A 17,575-nucleotide genomic window follows, 5' to 3' on the forward strand; every position below is an offset into this window, starting at 1 on the left:
GTTCTCCTTTAATTTTCTAATTTTTTAATTGTTACTTTAATTCAACCTTGATAAACATCATTATCACCAACTATTAATGCAACATTACTTTCTGGGTCAGAAACAATTATGTGTTTTGATTTAACATTTGGGTATTGTCTTAAAATAATTGCTCTAATATCATTACTTGTATGAATTGCTTTGGGAAATGGTGTTAATATTTCAATTTCATCTTTATTTTCAAACAAAGTAGGTAATATTATCATTTTTTTATTCCTTTCATTTTCTAAATCATTTAACATTGATTGAACAAAATGCACGATTTATATTCATATTTCAATTATTAAAGATTTCACCAGTTACTAAAATTTCATCATTTTTGTTTAATAAAATACATCGTTTATAAAATTTTGGGTTATTAAAAATTAAAGTAACATAGTTTAATCCATTTCACTGACCTCGAACACTATAATATATAGCTAACTAAAGTAATGTTTACTCATATCTTGAAAAACAAAATCAATCGCTTTTTTAATATTTGGTCAATAATTTGGTAATATTTTTCTTATATTATGTTTTATAGCAAATCAAAAATGTTCAATTGGATTTAAATTAGGAGAATATGGCGGAAGAAATAATAGTTTGCATCCAGCATTTTCAATTAATTGTTGTGTTAATTTAGATTTATGAAACGTTGCATTATCTAAAACTATAATTTGTCCACGCTTTAATACTGGAATTAGTTTATTTTTAACATATGATTCAAAAATTTTACTATTGCAATGTCCTTCAAATGCTCATAAGGCTTTTAATTTACCTTTATTTAGTGAACCAATTATACTCATTCTCTTTATTTTATATGCGGGTTTATTATCAAATAATCTTTTACCTTTTTCAGATCAACCATATTTATAAAATTCATTATCATCAATTCCAGATTCATCAATATATACTAAATCTTCATTCATTATTTTAGCTATTTCTTTTAAAAAATCTTCTTGTTTATTTTTATCTCTTTGTTCATATAGAAAAGTTTTTTTTATATGTATAATTTAGTTTTTTAAAATAGTTATAAACTGTTTCTTTAGTCATATTTCCAAATTTATCAATTACTTTTTGAACTGTAACATCTTTATTTTCTGCTAAATAATTTTTTAATTCATCTAAATCCTTTATTTTGTGGCTATGTCCTTTTTGATAATTCAAAATTGGTTTTATATGCCCAGTTTCTTTTTTTCTTTTTCTTCATAAAAATAAAGTCTTTCTAGTGATATTGAACACTTTACAAATTTCTTTAATTTTCATATTTTTACTTTCATAAGCTTTTATTACTTTTCTTCGTAAGTCTTCACTGTATGGTTTTGGCATAATTTAATCTTCCTAATCTATTTTAATTATTGCTGAATTGTACTTTTAAATTCAAAAACTGTTTAAATTACATATTATTATTTTACATTATTTATGAGTAAACATTACTTTAGTTAGCTATATATCATTAATATTATTAATTAATTTACCTATATTTATTCTGAAACTATCAATCATATTTTTCTTATATTCTTTAGGTGTGTTTTCTAATGTTTTTCTTAATAAATCATCTAACATATTCTTTATCTTCCTTTGCTTATTAAAATTAACTTAATAAAAATCCTAATATAGCAAATATCTATACTAGGAAAGAACATTTATTAAATTACTAAGTAATAATATCATAATTTTTTTAAAACACAAAGAAAAAATACTACTCCAGTTATAAATAAAATTAAATGCCTCAACTATTTTTTTATAAAAATATTGAAATAGAAAAAAATATTTTTTAAATTTTGAATAATATGTTCTCTCACTATTACATCTTTAATTGAATTAGTAAAAGCAGAAATTTTAGTCTTTAAAAGATTATAACGACCCATATTTTGTGGAAGTGTAGTATCTATTATTGGCATATCTTTTAAATTATCATCGAATATTTGTACTACTTCCGAATATAAATTAAGTATATTAGCATAAGCATTAAAAACTGATACCATATAATTAACATCTAAAAAATTATCAACTCCGTGTTGTTGCAAGAGATCTATAATTATTTTTTTATTAGTAATGATATCACCTGTTGATTCCATCTCTTTTAGAGCATTAGCAATTTTATCAGTTTCATCTACTCTTAATATACCTATCATTTTTAACTTTTCAACAGTACTGTAACATTCCTCATAAGTTGTATTATTTTTTAATTCATTTATACTTTGTTTTAATGTTTCACTATTTTGATATAAATCAATAACAGTGTTAATTTCTGTTACATTAACATTTAAAAAAGGAAGATTATTATCAATACTACTAAATATTTTATGAGTAACAGAAGTTGTCGGTATTTCATTTTTAATAACACCATAACTTAATAATTTATTACCAAAAACACTAGTACTCATCATAATAATTACGATACTACCTAAAATACTCATTCTAATAAAATTAATTAAAATTCCAGCTGTAGCATTTATTGTTTTATGTTCAATTTTATTTTTATTAAAAAGTACAAAATATAAAATAATATAGATTATTCAAAATAAAATATTAATGCCAATAATTCAAACAATAGCATATATCAAAAATCCAATATTATCAGTTAATAAATTCTTAAATGAAGCAAAACTACCGCTAAGGTCACTAAACCATGGTAATACCATATTTTTAAAAGAATTTATTAACATTGGTTTAAATGCCAACATTAAACCAATACTAAGTAAATTACCAGCACTAATAAATATTAATGCTCTTCCCCCAATAAAAAAACCAGTAACAATACCAAAAATAATAATAGCAAAAATAATAATATCCCATAATAATGGAGAAACATTAATAAATATCATATTTAAATACCCTTCCTTATTTATGAACAACTATAAAATAATGACGCTTACCTTTTTTAATAACTGTTACTTGATTATTAATTGCGTTTTTTTTACTAATAAGAAAATTTATATTGGTAATTTTTTCACCATTAACGACAATTGAACCTTGCATAATTAGTTCTCTTGCTATTCTTTTTGAATTACAAATTTGATTATTAACTAAAAAATCAATTATTTGTTCATTATGATTAAGATTAAAATGTGGTACATCTTTTAAAACCTGTAAAATCTCAGATGATTTCATTTGATGAATCTGATCGTGGAAAAAAGCATTAGTAATATTAATAGCACTAAAATATCCATTTAATTTATGAATAAATACTGTTAATAAAGCTGCTAAAATCTTTTGTCCATAATGTTGCTTAACATCACTATTATGAATTACTAAAATTTTTGCTATTTGTTCTTCACTAAATAAAGTTAAAGAATTAAAAAAAGTAGGTAAATCTTTATCTTCTTGATTAAATAAAAATTGATATAACTCATAAGGTGAATTTTTTTCACTATTTAAAAATATAGCACCTTTTTCGCTTTTACCAAATTTTTCACCATTAGATTTAGTTAATAAATTAATAGTAATACCAGCAGCATGATGTTCATCACCTTTTTGTTTTCTAATTAAATCTAAACCAGCAGTAATATTCCCTCATTGATCACTACCACCAGATTGAATATAACATTGCTCTTTTTCATATAAATGATAAAAATCATACGCTTGTAATACCATATAAGAAAATTCAGTATAAGAAATTCCAGAATTTAAACGATTAGCAATCATTTCTTTTCCTAACATTTGATTAACATTAAAATGCTTACCAATATCACGCAAAAAAGTTGTAATTGTTAGTGGACCTAATCATGTTTGATTATTAATAATTTTAATTGGATTAATTTTATTGTTTAATGTTCCCAATGGTAATTTTAAAAATGTAATTCAAGTTTCTACATAACTATCACAATAATTTAACAATTGTTTAAAAGAAAGATTATTTAAATCACTTTTCATAGTAATTCAATTTTGATCAAAATTACAAATTTCATATAAAGTTTTTAGTAATGATGCTGATAATCCTAATTCTTCTCAAGGTAAGGGCAATGTTTTTAAAATACTACTTAAAGTCTGTTGATATTGATTATTTGGATTAATACTTTTAATAATCATCTCTAATGTTTCATATTCTTTATCATTTAATAAATTACATGTTTTAATTAATTCTAATGATGTTAAATTATCAATATTTTCATAACTTAATAATGTCACTAACTGCTCTTTTATTTTTCTAACATTAGTTTGTAACACATTTTCATCTAATAAATTACGTTCTTTATTTTTACCACTTGGATCACCGATCATTGCCGTTGTACCACCAATAACAGCAATTGGTTGAAAACCAAATATAGCAAAACGATGCAATAAAATAATTTGTAGTAAATTACCTAAATGTAATGAATCATTACTTGGATCAAAACCACAATATATTCCTTTTCCTAATTTTCCTGCATTAATTACTTTATCTATGCTACTAATATCTTTTAAGATATTACGTCATTTTAATTCGTCAATAATATTGGATTTTATTATATTATTCATAGCATCTCCTATTTATTTTCATCTAAAATATCATCAACTAACAAATCAATAGTTGTAATAACTGTATCGTTATTATTACTTGCATTATTGTAATTAATAGATGTAGTTTCTTTAAATATTTTATCGCGAAATTCTAGATAGCGCGATGGTAAACTATCATATATTTGTTGTTGTTCTCTATTTTTTTTAATTTGTACAATTCTAGTAATCTTGATAATACTAGAATTATTATACGCTACTTCTTTTTAAAAAAATATTTTCTTTAGTTTTTTTATCAACATATTGCTCAATAGTGCTAGAACTGCTATCGGCTTTTTTAATATTAATTGGAATCGTAGTTATTTTTTGATGATTAAGACCAAATATAGGTGAAATAATACTACTTAATTGATAAGGTTCTTTTTTAGCGTTATCAACATTAGTAGTAACATTTTCAATTTCAACTTCTGTATTTTCTATTGTCATAATAACTCCTTAATGATAATCAATAATTAAATTATAACATTTTAATGATTAATTATTCCTAATATAAGGTGAATAAATTTCATAATCTTCATTAAGATAAAATAATTACTAGTGAATATCAATTAATTTTATAAAAAGTACTAATACTTTTCTCAAATTTATTTTTAATAAAAAATAAAATAATAAAAAAGTATTAGTACTTGTTTATAAAGTACTACTAAAAGTGTATGAAATTGATTTTATTCAACACTAAATGTGTCATATAAATTTGAAGTATCAATATTATCAAACCCTACAGCAAAAAACTCACTAATAGATGAATCCAACCCATTAATTATTTTTAAGATTGCAACTAAAGATACGTTTCTTGTTCCTCTTTCAGCATCAGAAATATAATTACGATGTAGGCCGCTTGCTTCTCCAAGTTTCTCTTGTGAAAATTTTCTACCTTTTTGATTACGTAAAGTTTTCATTCGTTTTCCAAAAGCATTCAATAAATCTTGACGACCTTTGCTTAAAATTTCTTTCTTTTTCATTGTATGGCCTCCTCTTATACTTTTATTATTAACTTACAATGTTTCTTGATACTTTTTCTTAATTTCGCGAATTAAATGATTAACCCCAGACTTAGTAATGACAAAACCAGTTTCTTGATAGTAAAGTTCACCCAATTCTGAAAGTGATGCTTCAGGATTTTTTAATCTTAAATTTGAAATAATTTGAGCTTTTAATGACAACGCTTTGAAAAGTTTTTTATCTTTTAAAACAGAAATCATTATAACTTGCTGGTCTCCAGCATTTAAAATTTTTTGTTGATTAGAAATATCAATATTATTAAAACGATTAATATTATTAAATAATTCTCGTGAAATGCGTTTATCTTCAAAAGCGAAAACTGCTTGTGGACAATCAATTATTTTTAAAAAGTCAGAAATTACATTAGATTTTTTTAGATAAAGCACCGTTTTATTACGACGTTTTATTGTTTTAAAGTTTAATTTAAAAGTTTGTAATAAAATATTTTTAATTTTTTTAGTCAACATATCATTATGAAATTGTAATTCCAAATGGTAGTTAGGTGTTGAAGGAGAATTGATACTGCCAACTACAAGGAAGATTCCTGCGATATACGCTCTTATACAATGCTCTTTTATTATATGCTGGTGCATAGCTTCTTTCTCAATAAAAAGATATTTATCTTGAAGCATTAAATCATTAATAATAAAATCAATTTTATTATTAATACGAATATTATACACCTTTGGACGCTCAAATTTATTTAAAACATCCACCATAACTATCAATTTTACGTCTTTATATTGATTTTTTAAAAATTTATATATTAACCTAGTGGTTTTGTTATGAAAACTATGAATAATAATCTCATTATTTATTTTATCTGAATTTGTAATCTTACCATTAATAAGCGAATATGCTGATAGCAAAGATTTCTGACAACAATTTTTAAAACTTTTTTGACAGATTTCATCTTTTACACTTGTTGTAAATGATATCATTACTATCACCTCAATTGTACACTTTATTCATTAAAATTATCAATAAAATTTATTAAATATTGTGCTGCAATCGCTCCATCGTTAACAGCAGTTACTATTTGTCTTAAATTTTTAGCAATTACATCACCAGCTGCATATAATCCCGGGATTTTAGTTTGACACTTATCATTAACTATAATATAACCATTGCTATCGCAAATATCTAAATCTTTAACAAATTTTGTAACAGGATCAGAACCAATATAAGGAAATAAGGCATCAGTAGTAATTTCACTAATTTCCTTAGTTTTAATATTTTGAATTTCTAATTTACCTACTTTTTTCTTATCCTCAGTACCTAATACTTTTAATACAACATGATCAGTTATTAAATTAATATTTTCATTATTTTTAACTTTATTAACGGTTTTATCATCAGCACGAAATTGATCACGACGATGAATAAGATTAACTTTATTAGTAAATCTTGTTAAATATAAAGATTCTTCACAAGCAGCATAACCACCGCCAACTACACTAATAATTTTATTCTTAAATAAAGCACCATCACAAACAGCACAATAAGAAACACCGCGATTAGCATATTCCTCTTCACCAGGAACACCAATTTTACGTTCTAATGAACCAGTAGCTATAATTACTCCTTTAGCAATAAGAACATCACCACTACTTAAAAGGACTGTTTTAATTTTATGATTTTCACTATCTGTAATTTTAATAACTTCATCAGTAACAAATTCAACTTGTAGTTTCTCAACTTGCTTTTGCATTTTTTCTGATAATTCAGGCCCTAAAATATAATCATAACCTGGATAATTTTCAATTTCAGAAGTTTTAATCATTTTTCCACCAACAATATATTTTTCAATAATCACAGTTTTAAGATTTGCTCTTTGTGCATAAATAGCAGCTGTCATTCCTGCTGGACCACCACCAATAACTACTAAATCATAATCATATTTATTTTCTTTATTAGTATGATTTTTCATATAATCATTCTCCTTTACGAAATCTTGATGGTGCAATAATTTGTGCAAATATTACTAAAATAACACCTAAAATAATTCACATTCCAGAAACTATCATTGAAGTTGAAACATTGGCTATTTTCATAATGTCTCTATTATCACGAAGTGGTTCTAAAATCATTCTAATAATACCACCATAAAAGACAAAGTATAAACTACCTGATACTCCTGCATACGTTACTCGATAATTATTAGGATTATACATAGTATTTAAAGATTTAGAATGTGGTTGCATATTATATTTAATCTTTAAATATCATTTTTTTATCTTTGATTTAACTTTTGAATGTGTTTTAACATCTTTTCAAGGTATTTTTTCAAAAATTTTAACACTATTCTTATTCGGTGTAAAATCAAAATATGCTTGTTTTCAACTTTCATATTTAAATTTACGATATCCATGAATTTTTTTAATAACCGTTCAAGGTTTTAAAAAATCTTTTCCAACAATTGGATTAGTCTTTAAAGGCGAAATAAATTGCGAAGAATCTAATTTTCATGGTTTTTTACTAAATATTTGTCCTGTTTTTGGTACAAAAAACGTTAAAAAGAATCAACCAAATAATGAAGATAATGACTCATATAAAAATAAAGGTTGACGATAAACAGCAACAGGATCTGGTTTATCGCTATTAAAACCATAATGTAAATGATTATTTATTCATGTTGGTAATCAACTGAAAGGATGACCAACATCAGCTCCTAGTAATTCTTGATTAAAAAAATTACCTCATCTACCAATCGCTTGACCTAATAAAATATTTGGAACAATACAATCAATAAAAACTCACATTGAAATTTGTAACTGTTTTGAAGTACGATAAAAAATAAAGAACCCTACTATCATTCCAACTGTAACGCCTCCTTCAATTGCCATACCACCTCTTCAAACGGCAACTACATCAAGTGCATTTTCAATTGTGCTAGTCTTATTAAGAACATATCATGCTCTTGCTCCTATTAATCCTGCTAATGCAATAACTAATGTTCCTCATTCTAAAGTTTTAGTTGGAATATTACGACGATATAATTTTATTCATGAAGCAATGACAGCAGTTAAAAACCCTACTGCCATTAATACCGAATAAATATGAATTCCCGTTCCCAGAATATCGGTAATTAAACTATTGTATCCATCATCATTAATCATTTTTTTTCCTTTTTGATAATTTAATTATTAAATTATTTCTTTTTTGTTAAATTTTTAATTATTTGTTTTTGAAAACTAGCAGTAGCGTCTTGACCTTCATCTTTTAACTTTAAACTAATAACTGCTACTTCAATTAAATCAGCTAAATTTCTTCCTGGACTAACAGGAATAATTATTTTAGGCACTTTAATTTCAAAAAAAACATCAAAGTTATTATGATCACCAAGTCGATCAACTTTAGTTCAACCATCATTTTCAATTCTAATTAAATTAATAATTAAATTTACTTGACTCTCATGCATTATAACATGATATTCATACATTTTGGTAATATCTAGGATACCTATTCCTCTAATTTCAATTAAATTTTTAATAATCGGGTTAACTTTTTCTACAATTTTATTATTGACTTTTAAAATACCAATACTATCATCACCAACAAATAAGTGCCCATTACGTAATAAATCTAATGTTGTTTCTGATTTACCAATACCACTTTCACCTGTAATTAGGACACCATAACCAAAAATATTTACTAAAATACCATGTAAACGTTTAGATTCAGATAAACGTTCAACAATATACGTAGAAACTGTTGCTGCAAATTCAGAAGTAAAAAATAATACTTCAATAATTGGAACTGTTGAATTAATCGCTTTAGCACAGTCACATAATTCTTTTTTAAATTTAAAATTAGGTGTTACAAAAATAGCAGGAATATGATCTTCTAAAATATTACTAAAATGGTTCTTAAATTCTGTTTTTGGTAAAGACGAAATATATTCGCTTTCTTTACTGCTTAATAAAATTATACGACGACTACGTGAGATTTGTTTAGTTTTAAATCCTGTTAACTCTAAACCACCACGATTAGTACCAATATTAGTAATAATTCTTTTTTCAATTGGAATTTTGGGATTAATATATAAAATTGTTAAATTAAATTTTGTTACTATTTCGCCAACACTAAGGTTTTTCATACTTAATTTCCTGCCTTTTATAATTAAAATTTTTGATTAAGTTTAAACATAATATAATTATATATAATATATCAACAGAAAGTTTATTATTAACAAAAATATACATAAGTTTCTAAAAACATTAAAAAACTATTGAATAATATAATAAAAATTACTAAACATTTCATTATCAAATAAAAATTATTATGATATAATTTTTTAAAAATTAATATATCTAACTAAAGTAATGTTTACTCATATCTTGAAAAACAAAATCAATAGCTTTTTTAATATTTGGTCAATAATTTGGTAATATTTTTCTTATATTATGTTTTATAGCAAATCAAAAATGTTCAATTGGATTTAAATTAGGAGAATATGGCGGAAGAAATAATAGTTTGCATCCAGCATTTTCAATTAATTGTTGTGTTAATTTAGATTTATGAAACGTTGCATTATCTAAAACTATAATTTGTCCACGCTTTAATACTGGAATTAGTTTATTTTTAACATATGATTCAAAAATTTTACTATTGCAATGTCCTTCAAATGCTCATAAGGCTTTTAATTTACCTTTATTTAGTGAACCAATTATACTCATTCTCTTTATTTTATATGCGGGTTTATTATCAAATAATCTTTTACCTTTTTCAGATCAACCATATTTATAAAATTCATTATCATCAATTCCAGATTCATCAATATATACTAAATCTTCATTCATTATTTTAGCAATTTCTTTTAAAAAATCTTCTTGTTTATTTTTATCTCTTTGTTCATATAGAAAAGTTTTTTTATATGTATAATTTAGTTTTTTAAAATAGTTATAAACTGTTTCTTTAGTCATATTTCCAAATTTATCAATTACTTTTTGAACTGTAACATCTTTATTTTCTGCTAAATAATTTTTTAATTCATCTAAATCCTTTATTTTGTGGCTATGTCCTTTTTGATAATTCAAAATTGGTTTTATATGCCCAGTTTCTTTTTTTCTTTTTCTTCATAAAAATAAAGTCTTTCTAGTGATATTGAACACTTTACAAATTTCTTTAATTTTCATATTTTTACTTTCATAAGCTTCTATTACTTTTCTTCGTAAGTCTTCACTGTATGGTTTTGGCATAATTTAATCTTCCTAATCTATTTTAATTATTGCTGAATTGTACTTTTAAATTCAAAAACTGTTTAAATTACATATTATTATTTTACATTATTTATGAGTAAATATTACTTTAGTTAGCTATATATTAGAAATTGGTGTTAACTTTTTATGAATAGCAACTATATTCCTTTTCAATTAGTATTAAAAAATATTATCTCATCATCTATCAATCAAAATTTAAATCATATTTATGAAACTATTGATAAAAATAAAAATGAAAAAAATACTTGTAATTTAGTTTCTGAAAAATGAGATTACCATTTTATTAATTATTTAGGACAACTAAGTCCAATTGGAAGTGGCACGCCTCCACAATTACCACCAAGAAATAAAATATAAATAAATATTACTAGTTAATATTATCTAAAATTTGAATAATAGTTTTAACTATCTTTTTAGCATTTTTTTCATTCTTAAAAACATGTAAATAATCTTTTAAATATTTAAAATTTTCTATATCATTTTCTATTTTTATAAATATTTCTTTAGTGGCATAACCAGTTGAAGCTATAGGAATTATTATTTTATTTTTATTTCTAGCAATTTCAAATTCATTTAATACACCTTTTGATAAAACAATATTATTATTTTCATCCATTTTATTACCAAAAATAAATAGTACAATGTCTGCTTTATCTATTAACTGGTTACGATATTCTGGTCAACTTTTTTTAAATTGTTGAGGAAATGGTCATACATCAAGAATTTTATCCAAAACAATACTATTTTCTTTAGCATACTTAACAGCACCACTTACTATTTCATCACCAACGCCGATTCCAAATGCATTTATTATTTTCTTATTTTCTTTAGAACCTGTTTAGGATCTTTTTAATAGAATTTAACTAAAACAAGAAATAATCATTTATAAATAGGTACTTAACCAATAATTTATTTTCTTTTTCATTTTTTTGTTAAAAAGATTTTATCATTTGAAAACTTATCGACTAAAAATCTATTTTTTATTATAAAATAACCATTATAATATAAATTTTATTAAAAATTAATCAAAAAAGATCCTAAACAGGTTCTTACATAAGAAATTTGATAAATCAAATACAAATTTTTTACTTTTCTTTATAGTACCAAATTCTTCATAAGTATTAGCTATACCCGAAATAAAAATATTTCTCTTCAAATTATTATTAGTTGCAGAATTAAATATTTCTGCTTTTGAATGGTAATAATTGTTTAATAATATTTTAAAATTAATGTTTTTAAAACAATTGTGGTTTATAGAATTGAATAACTTACCATAAATTGTAAGATAAAAAGAATCGTTTGAAAACCGTAATTCTGTTTCAGGAATAAATTTACTATATAAACTATTTTCTCCTATTGTTCCATCGCCATAACCATAATATTTATCATTAATATCCAAATTAAGTGCAGTTAAATCAATTGCATAATAATATCATACTTTAGTGCTTATTTTTGAAGCATAATGAGTACCTAAAAAGTAAATAGGTGTATCTTTTGTTAAAAAAATGCCAGTTTCTTCTCTCATTTCATTATAAACTGTTTCCAAAGGATTATTATTTTCCACTCCACCAGTAATTGAACTATATTTACCCAGCTTATTTTTATTAAATAAAGGATTACTCTCACATGTTTGCATAAAATAACGACTACCATCATCTTTAATTATAAATGGTAATATTGCAACACCTTTGTTATTACATCAAGGTTCTTCAACACCATGCATAAAGTCTACTTTAATTAATTTAACTCATTCTTTTTTCATATTTATTTTTTTCCTTTATAACAAAATTATAACTCTTATAAATAAATATTTCTAATTAATTCTTATTATTATTTATTAATTTAATTAATTCTTGAGCAATAATATTATGTGCTCATTTATTAGGATGAATGCTATCAAAAAAGAAATAATTATTAATATTTTCCTCATTAACACCTTCATTGAAATGAGGAACAATAATACCATTATTAATTATTTCACTAAAATCAGTAGTAACTGCTGCATCAATAATATTGTTATTAATATTCAAGTTTTTAAACTTACTAATAGCGTTTGTTATTGCTGCAAACATATCATATTTAATAATATTTTTTTTATTTTTATTTAATTCTTCAATAACACTATCTAACATTTTATTAAAATTAGTAGTTAAATTTAAAATACGTTCCTTATCTTTTTCTTTATTTTTAAATAAAGGGATAATACTCATATTAGGCACATTACATAATAAAATATGTTGAGCACCCTTTTTTATCAATTTAGTTAAAGCATTTTTTATTAACTCAACTCCTTTATTAATAATTTCTTCTTGGTCCTTTAATAATGATTGTTTAAAAGCATATAAAATATCATTACCACCAAACTCAACTAAAATTATATCATTACTATTAATATGATGTTGACTAATTAAAGCATCTACTTGATGAGTAATATCAAAATGATTAATAACAAAACTTTCTACTGTTAATTCTTTTTTTCTACTAGCTAAAGCTCCACCAACTGCATAATTATTACCAATTTGCTCATCAGCAAATAAAAAAAGATCAAATCTTCAAGCAGAAGTTAAATTTATATGTAAATAATCGGCAATAATTTGTGCTGCCACAGGACCATTAGAAAAAGAATTTTTATAAAATGGTGGCAACATTTTAACTATTTTAGGTATTTTTAAATGCTTAAAAAGAGCTGTAAAACCACTTACTAATGCTCCTGTGTCTGATAAACTATCTCCTAGAACATAAAAGTTACCTTTTATTTTTTCATTATTATTCATAACTTCTCCTTCTAACATAAACTTAAACTGAAAATATCTTAACATAATTGATTTAGCTTGTCATAGTACAAAAAAATAATTATGCTAAAAGTGGAAATTATCATATTTAAATAATAGAATTTCCTCTTTGTTTATAATCTTTAATAATATTAATAGTAATTAATGTTGCCATTAAACAAGTAATACAACTAATAATATTTAAAACAACAGCAACAATAGTAATTTGATATGAAAAAACTTTATTATCATTAAATTGAGCTAAAAGCACAATAACACTAATAATTTCGCAACTTGTTCCAATAATACCTAAACAAAAAACTAATAAAATCAAGCGAAATACTAAATTGATCTTTTCGGTATAATTTCATATTTTGTTTTATCAAAGTTTTCTTTAATCTAATTAAACGGAACATTAAGAAAAAAGGTAGAAAAGCTAAAGTAAAACTAATAATATCAAAAAAAATTGCAACAACAGTTATTCAAAGTGATGCTTTATCATTATCTCAAAAAGGTTGTAATGCTAAAATACTTAGAATTCCCAAAAAAATACCTATTAGACCAATTCCAAAACTTATTAAGTCCATTTTAAGAATTTTTTTATTAAACTTTAAAAAATATACTCTTTTTTCCAAAGTGACAAATCCTTTCATGTCTATATATATAGCTAACTAAAGTAATATTTACTCATATCTTGAAAAACAAAATCAATCGCTTTTTTAATATTTGGTCAATAATTTGGTAATATTTTTCTTATATTATGTTTTATAGCAAATCAAAAATGTTCAATTGGATTTAAATTAGGAGAATATGGCGGAAGAAATAATAGTTTGCATCCAGCATTTTCAATTAATTGTTGTGTTAATTTAGATTTATGAAACGTTGCATTATCTAAAACTATAATTTGTCCACGCTTTAATACTGGAATTAGTTTATTTTTAACATATGATTCAAAAATTTTACTATTGCAATGTCCTTCAAATGCTCATAAGGCTTTTAATTTACCTTTATTTAGTGAACCAATTATACTCATTCTCTTTATTTTATATGCGGGTTTATTATCAAATAATCTTTTACCTTTTTCAGATCAACCATATTTATAAAATTCATTATCATCAATTCCAGATTCATCAATATATACTAAATCTTCATTCATTATTTTAGCTATTTCTTTTAAAAAATCTTCTTGTTTATTTTTATCTCTTTGTTCATATAGAAAAGTTTTTTTTATATGTATAATTTAGTTTTTTAAAATAGTTATAAACTATTTCTTAAGTCATATTTCCAAATTTATCAATTACTTTTTGAACTGTAACATCTTTATTTTCTGCTAAATAATTTTTTAATTCATCTAAATCCTTTATTTTGTGGCTATGTCCTTTTTGATAATTCAAAATTGGTTTTATATGCCCAGTTTCTTTTTTTCTTTTTCTTCATAAAAATAAAGTCTTTCTAGTGATATTGAACACTTTACAAATTTCTTTAATTTTCATATTTTTACTTTCATAAGCTTCTATTACTTTTCTTCGTAAGTCTTCACTGTATGGTTTTGGCATAATTTAATCTTCCTAATCTATTTTAATTATTGCTGAATTGTACTTTTAAATTCAAAAACTGTTTAAATTACATATTATTATTATTTTACATTATTTATGAGTAAATATTACTTTAGTTAGCTATAAATAAAATTTTATCATATAAATGGATATATTTTCTCCAATTTTAGATTACAAATAAATAAAAAGAATAACTATAATTGTGTTATTAATCTATTGTTTGTTGAAATTTCAATATTTTGTACATTAATTGAATTTATTTCCTTAACAAGAGAAACAATATTTTCTTTAAATAAATTAAGTCTTTGTCTTTTTTTTCTAATTTTTATTTCAACTTTATTTAAACTTTTTTTAATATTATGGATGGGTTACACTTTATTGGACACTAATTACGTAGACAAGTGAACAAATTAGTTGAAAGAAAGGAACTATAATTATGGCCAATATTAATTCATATACCGATGAATTTAAAAAACAAATAGTAGCTTTATATCAAAGCGGCAAATCAGTATCTTACCTTGCTAAAGAATATAATGTTACAAGAGCAGCTACTTATAATTGAATTAAGCAATTTACTAATTCAGGTAGTTTTAAAGCTAAAGATAATCGTTCTGTTGAAGAAAATGAATTAATTAAATTAAGAAAAGAATTAAAACAATTACGAATGGAAAATGATATTTTAAAGCAAGCAGCACTAATAATAGGCAGAAAATAGAAATTATTACAAACAATAAGTTTAAATATAAAATTCGCACAATGTGTCATTTTTTAAAAATTTCTAAATCAACATATTATTTTAATTTAAAGAAAAAAGAAAATAAAATTCAAAATAATATTTATGATGAAGCTATTATTAGTGCTTTTAAAGAAAATAAATGTGTTTATGGAACAAGAAGATTAAAAGTAATATTAGAACCTGTTTAGGATCTTTTTTGATTAATTTTTAATAAAATTTATATTATAATGGTTATTTTATAATAAAAAATAGATTTTTAGTCGATAAGTTTTCAAATGATAAAATCTTTTTAACAAAAAAATGAAAAAGAAAATAAATTATTGGTTAAGTACCTATTTATAAATGATTATTTCTTGTTTTAGTTAAATTCTATTAAAAAGATCCTAAACAGGTTCTTAGAAAACCAAGAAATTTATTTATCAAGACGAAAAATTAAAGAAATTATGAATAAGCATAATTTAATATCAAAATACACTAAATTATCATTCAAAAATCATAATAACAAAGTAAATGATGAAAAAATCACTAATCTTGTGAATAGAAACTTTAATAATAGGCTTAAAAATGAAGTTATTGTCAGTGATTTAACTTATGTTCAAGTTAATGGTAAATGAAACTATATTTGCTTATTAATTGACCTATTTAACCGCGAAATTATTGGACATAGTGTAGGTACTAGAAAAGATGCCTTATTAGTACATCAAGCATTTATGCAATCAAATCGCTGTTTAAAAGATATTCAAATATTTCATAGTGATTGTGGTAATGAATTTAATAATAAAATTATTGATAAACTTTTACTAGCATTCAATATTACTCGCTCTTTAAGCAAAAAAGGTTGTCCTTATGACAATGCTGTTGCTGAAGCAACTTTTAAAACTTTCAAAACTGAATTTATTAATGATAAAAATTTTAGATCATTAATCCAATTAAAATTAGAATTATTTGATTACATCAATTGATACAACAACATAAGAATCCACAGCACTTTAAACTACTTAACTCCAGTTAATTATCAAAAACAAATGTCTACCAAAAAATAGTCCTAAAAAGTGTTGCCATTCCAATTACAAATTTTTAATCCAATTTTATAAAGTTGCTCTTTTTGATTATTTAAAACAACTTTTTCACATTCTATTCTATTAACTAATCTTATTTCAAAATTATAATAACCAAAAGTTAAAAACTTAACTAATTTACTTTTAAATTTAAAAATCTTACTTGTTTTCTGTTTTTGAAAAACTTCTAATTTTTTAAGACTATTATTATGAAAATTTAAAATAATTTCTTGTTGATTATTAATTTTATATAATTTCTCTTTCAATTCTCATTTTTTACTACTTAGTTTACAATTTAATTCTATTTTTAATGCTGTAATTTTATCAATAAGTTTACCCTTTTCCTTCTGTTTTTGTTCCTCTCATATTAAAGTAAATTCAAGTAATTCAAACTCTAGTTCTTTATCTCATGGGAAAAAATTTTCTTTTTCAAACTTAAAAGAAAGAAATTCAAGTTCTTTTCTTTCATCATTAATTACTTCATCTTTTACTTTCACTAAAAATTTTTGCATTCATTGATACTGTTTTTCCATTATTTTTAAATTTTTTTTAAAAAAATCTTTTTCAAAAAAAATAAATCAATACTCTAAGTATTGTATATTAGAAGAAGTACTAAAAACTTCTTTTAACTTTATTATATTACTTTTAACATTTTGTATAGTTGAATTTATAAGTATTTCTTTTAAATTTGGTACTACTTCTAAGAACC

22 protein-coding genes and 1 pseudogene are annotated in these 17,575 nt (G+C 23.0%); 4 read left to right on the forward strand and 19 right to left on the reverse strand.

Annotation, left to right across the window (positions count from 1 at the left end; translation table 4 throughout):
* Positions 1-8: 8 nt before the first annotated feature.
* The 12 genes from ACQH26_RS07130 to ACQH26_RS07185 all read right to left on the reverse strand — a co-directional run bounded on the left by ACQH26_RS07130 (position 9) and on the right by ACQH26_RS07185 (position 10,724).
* Positions 9-245 carry a hypothetical protein gene (locus ACQH26_RS07130; RefSeq protein WP_425382086.1) on the reverse strand — a complete coding sequence of 79 codons (237 nt, stop codon included), beginning with the start codon at positions 243-245 and terminating at the stop codon, positions 9-11.
* Positions 246-458: 213 nt separating this feature from the next.
* The gene (locus ACQH26_RS07135; RefSeq protein WP_425381862.1) at positions 459-947 is read right to left on the reverse strand and encodes an IS630 family transposase; all 489 of its coding nucleotides are present in this window, start codon (positions 945-947) and stop codon (positions 459-461) included.
* A gap of 40 nt (positions 948-987) precedes the next feature.
* Positions 988-1,347 (reverse strand): helix-turn-helix domain-containing protein, encoded by a 360-nt coding sequence (locus ACQH26_RS07140; protein WP_425382087.1) that lies wholly within the window; start codon positions 1,345-1,347, stop codon positions 988-990.
* Between the two features lie 407 nt (positions 1,348-1,754).
* Positions 1,755-2,849 carry a hypothetical protein gene (locus tag ACQH26_RS07145; protein WP_425382088.1) on the reverse strand — a complete coding sequence of 365 codons (1,095 nt, stop codon included), beginning with the start codon at positions 2,847-2,849 and terminating at the stop codon, positions 1,755-1,757.
* Positions 2,850-2,865: 16 nt separating this feature from the next.
* Positions 2,866-4,482, reverse strand: a complete 1,617-nt coding sequence (gene tyrS, locus ACQH26_RS07150) for a tyrosine--tRNA ligase (RefSeq protein WP_425382089.1) — start codon at positions 4,480-4,482, stop codon at positions 2,866-2,868.
* 228 nt (positions 4,483-4,710) lie between these two features.
* Positions 4,711-4,947, reverse strand: a complete 237-nt coding sequence (locus ACQH26_RS07155) for a hypothetical protein (RefSeq protein WP_425382090.1) — start codon at positions 4,945-4,947, stop codon at positions 4,711-4,713.
* A gap of 239 nt (positions 4,948-5,186) precedes the next feature.
* Complete coding sequence (locus tag ACQH26_RS07160) at positions 5,187-5,483, reverse strand: helix-turn-helix domain-containing protein (protein ID WP_252319896.1); 297 nt, start codon at positions 5,481-5,483, stop codon at positions 5,187-5,189.
* Between the two features lie 33 nt (positions 5,484-5,516).
* Positions 5,517-6,464 (reverse strand): DNA-binding protein WhiA, encoded by a 948-nt coding sequence (gene whiA, locus ACQH26_RS07165; protein ID WP_425382091.1) that lies wholly within the window; start codon positions 6,462-6,464, stop codon positions 5,517-5,519.
* A 23-nt stretch (positions 6,465-6,487) separates the two neighbouring features.
* A complete protein-coding gene (gene trxB, locus ACQH26_RS07170) occupies positions 6,488-7,453 on the reverse strand; it encodes a thioredoxin-disulfide reductase (protein WP_252319900.1) in 966 nt (321 codons plus the stop codon).
* A complete protein-coding gene (locus ACQH26_RS07175) occupies positions 7,437-8,642 on the reverse strand; it encodes a prolipoprotein diacylglyceryl transferase (RefSeq protein WP_425382092.1) in 1,206 nt (401 codons plus the stop codon). The genes trxB and ACQH26_RS07175 overlap by 17 nt, the downstream gene beginning before the upstream one ends.
* Positions 8,643-8,674: 32 nt before the next feature.
* A complete protein-coding gene (gene hprK / locus ACQH26_RS07180; protein WP_425382093.1) occupies positions 8,675-9,622 on the reverse strand; it encodes an HPr(Ser) kinase/phosphatase in 948 nt (315 codons plus the stop codon).
* Between the two features lie 214 nt (positions 9,623-9,836).
* Positions 9,837-10,724 carry an IS630 family transposase gene (locus tag ACQH26_RS07185; protein ID WP_425382094.1) on the reverse strand — a complete coding sequence of 296 codons (888 nt, stop codon included), beginning with the start codon at positions 10,722-10,724 and terminating at the stop codon, positions 9,837-9,839.
* Positions 10,725-10,871: 147 nt separating this feature from the next.
* Here ACQH26_RS07185 and ACQH26_RS07190 point away from each other — a divergent pair, with 147 nt between their 5' ends.
* Positions 10,872-11,102, forward strand: coding sequence for a hypothetical protein (locus ACQH26_RS07190; RefSeq protein ID WP_425382095.1), 231 nt, complete (start codon positions 10,872-10,874; stop codon positions 11,100-11,102).
* A 10-nt stretch (positions 11,103-11,112) separates the two neighbouring features.
* Here the strand turns inward: ACQH26_RS07190 and ACQH26_RS07195 are convergent.
* From ACQH26_RS07195 to ACQH26_RS07220, 6 genes and pseudogenes are all read right to left on the reverse strand, one after another.
* Positions 11,113-11,562 (reverse strand): annotated as a pseudogene (locus ACQH26_RS07195) (hypothetical protein); the annotation flags it as partial.
* A gap of 204 nt (positions 11,563-11,766) precedes the next feature.
* Positions 11,767-12,507: a hypothetical protein gene (locus tag ACQH26_RS07200; RefSeq protein ID WP_425382096.1), complete on the reverse strand. Its 741-nt coding sequence runs from the start codon at positions 12,505-12,507 to the stop codon at positions 11,767-11,769.
* 55 nt (positions 12,508-12,562) lie between these two features.
* Entirely contained in the window at positions 12,563-13,519 is a 957-nt protein-coding gene (locus tag ACQH26_RS07205; RefSeq protein WP_425382097.1) for an SGNH/GDSL hydrolase family protein, read from the reverse strand.
* Positions 13,520-13,625: 106 nt separating this feature from the next.
* Positions 13,626-13,850: a hypothetical protein gene (locus ACQH26_RS07210; protein WP_425382098.1), complete on the reverse strand. Its 225-nt coding sequence runs from the start codon at positions 13,848-13,850 to the stop codon at positions 13,626-13,628.
* 333 nt (positions 13,851-14,183) lie between these two features.
* Positions 14,184-14,672: an IS630 family transposase gene (locus ACQH26_RS07215; protein WP_425382099.1), complete on the reverse strand. Its 489-nt coding sequence runs from the start codon at positions 14,670-14,672 to the stop codon at positions 14,184-14,186.
* Between the two features lie 115 nt (positions 14,673-14,787).
* Positions 14,788-15,072 (reverse strand): IS630 transposase-related protein, encoded by a 285-nt coding sequence (locus ACQH26_RS07220; RefSeq protein ID WP_425382100.1) that lies wholly within the window; start codon positions 15,070-15,072, stop codon positions 14,788-14,790.
* Positions 15,073-15,508: 436 nt separating this feature from the next.
* Here ACQH26_RS07220 and ACQH26_RS07225 point away from each other — a divergent pair, with 436 nt between their 5' ends.
* The 3 genes from ACQH26_RS07225 (at position 15,509) to ACQH26_RS07235 (ending at position 16,851) form a co-directional block, all read left to right on the forward strand.
* On the forward strand, positions 15,509-15,787 hold the full coding sequence (locus tag ACQH26_RS07225; protein WP_425381925.1) for a transposase: 279 nt from the start codon (positions 15,509-15,511) through the stop codon (positions 15,785-15,787).
* 41 nt (positions 15,788-15,828) lie between these two features.
* Positions 15,829-15,996, forward strand: a complete 168-nt coding sequence (locus tag ACQH26_RS07230) for a hypothetical protein (protein WP_425382101.1) — start codon at positions 15,829-15,831, stop codon at positions 15,994-15,996.
* Positions 15,997-16,203: 207 nt separating this feature from the next.
* Positions 16,204-16,851: an IS3 family transposase gene (locus tag ACQH26_RS07235; RefSeq protein ID WP_425383100.1), complete on the forward strand. Its 648-nt coding sequence runs from the start codon at positions 16,204-16,206 to the stop codon at positions 16,849-16,851.
* A 2-nt stretch (positions 16,852-16,853) separates the two neighbouring features.
* On the opposite strand, the gene ACQH26_RS07240 is transcribed toward ACQH26_RS07235, so the two are convergent.
* Positions 16,854-17,399 carry a hypothetical protein gene (locus tag ACQH26_RS07240; RefSeq protein WP_425382102.1) on the reverse strand — a complete coding sequence of 182 codons (546 nt, stop codon included), beginning with the start codon at positions 17,397-17,399 and terminating at the stop codon, positions 16,854-16,856.
* Positions 17,400-17,575: the final 176 nt, after the last annotated feature.

Source organism: Spiroplasma endosymbiont of Melieria omissa, from assembly GCF_964031175.1.
Classification (GTDB): Bacteria; Bacillota_I; Bacilli_A; order Mycoplasmatales; family VBWQ01; genus Spiroplasma_E; species Spiroplasma_E ixodetis_A.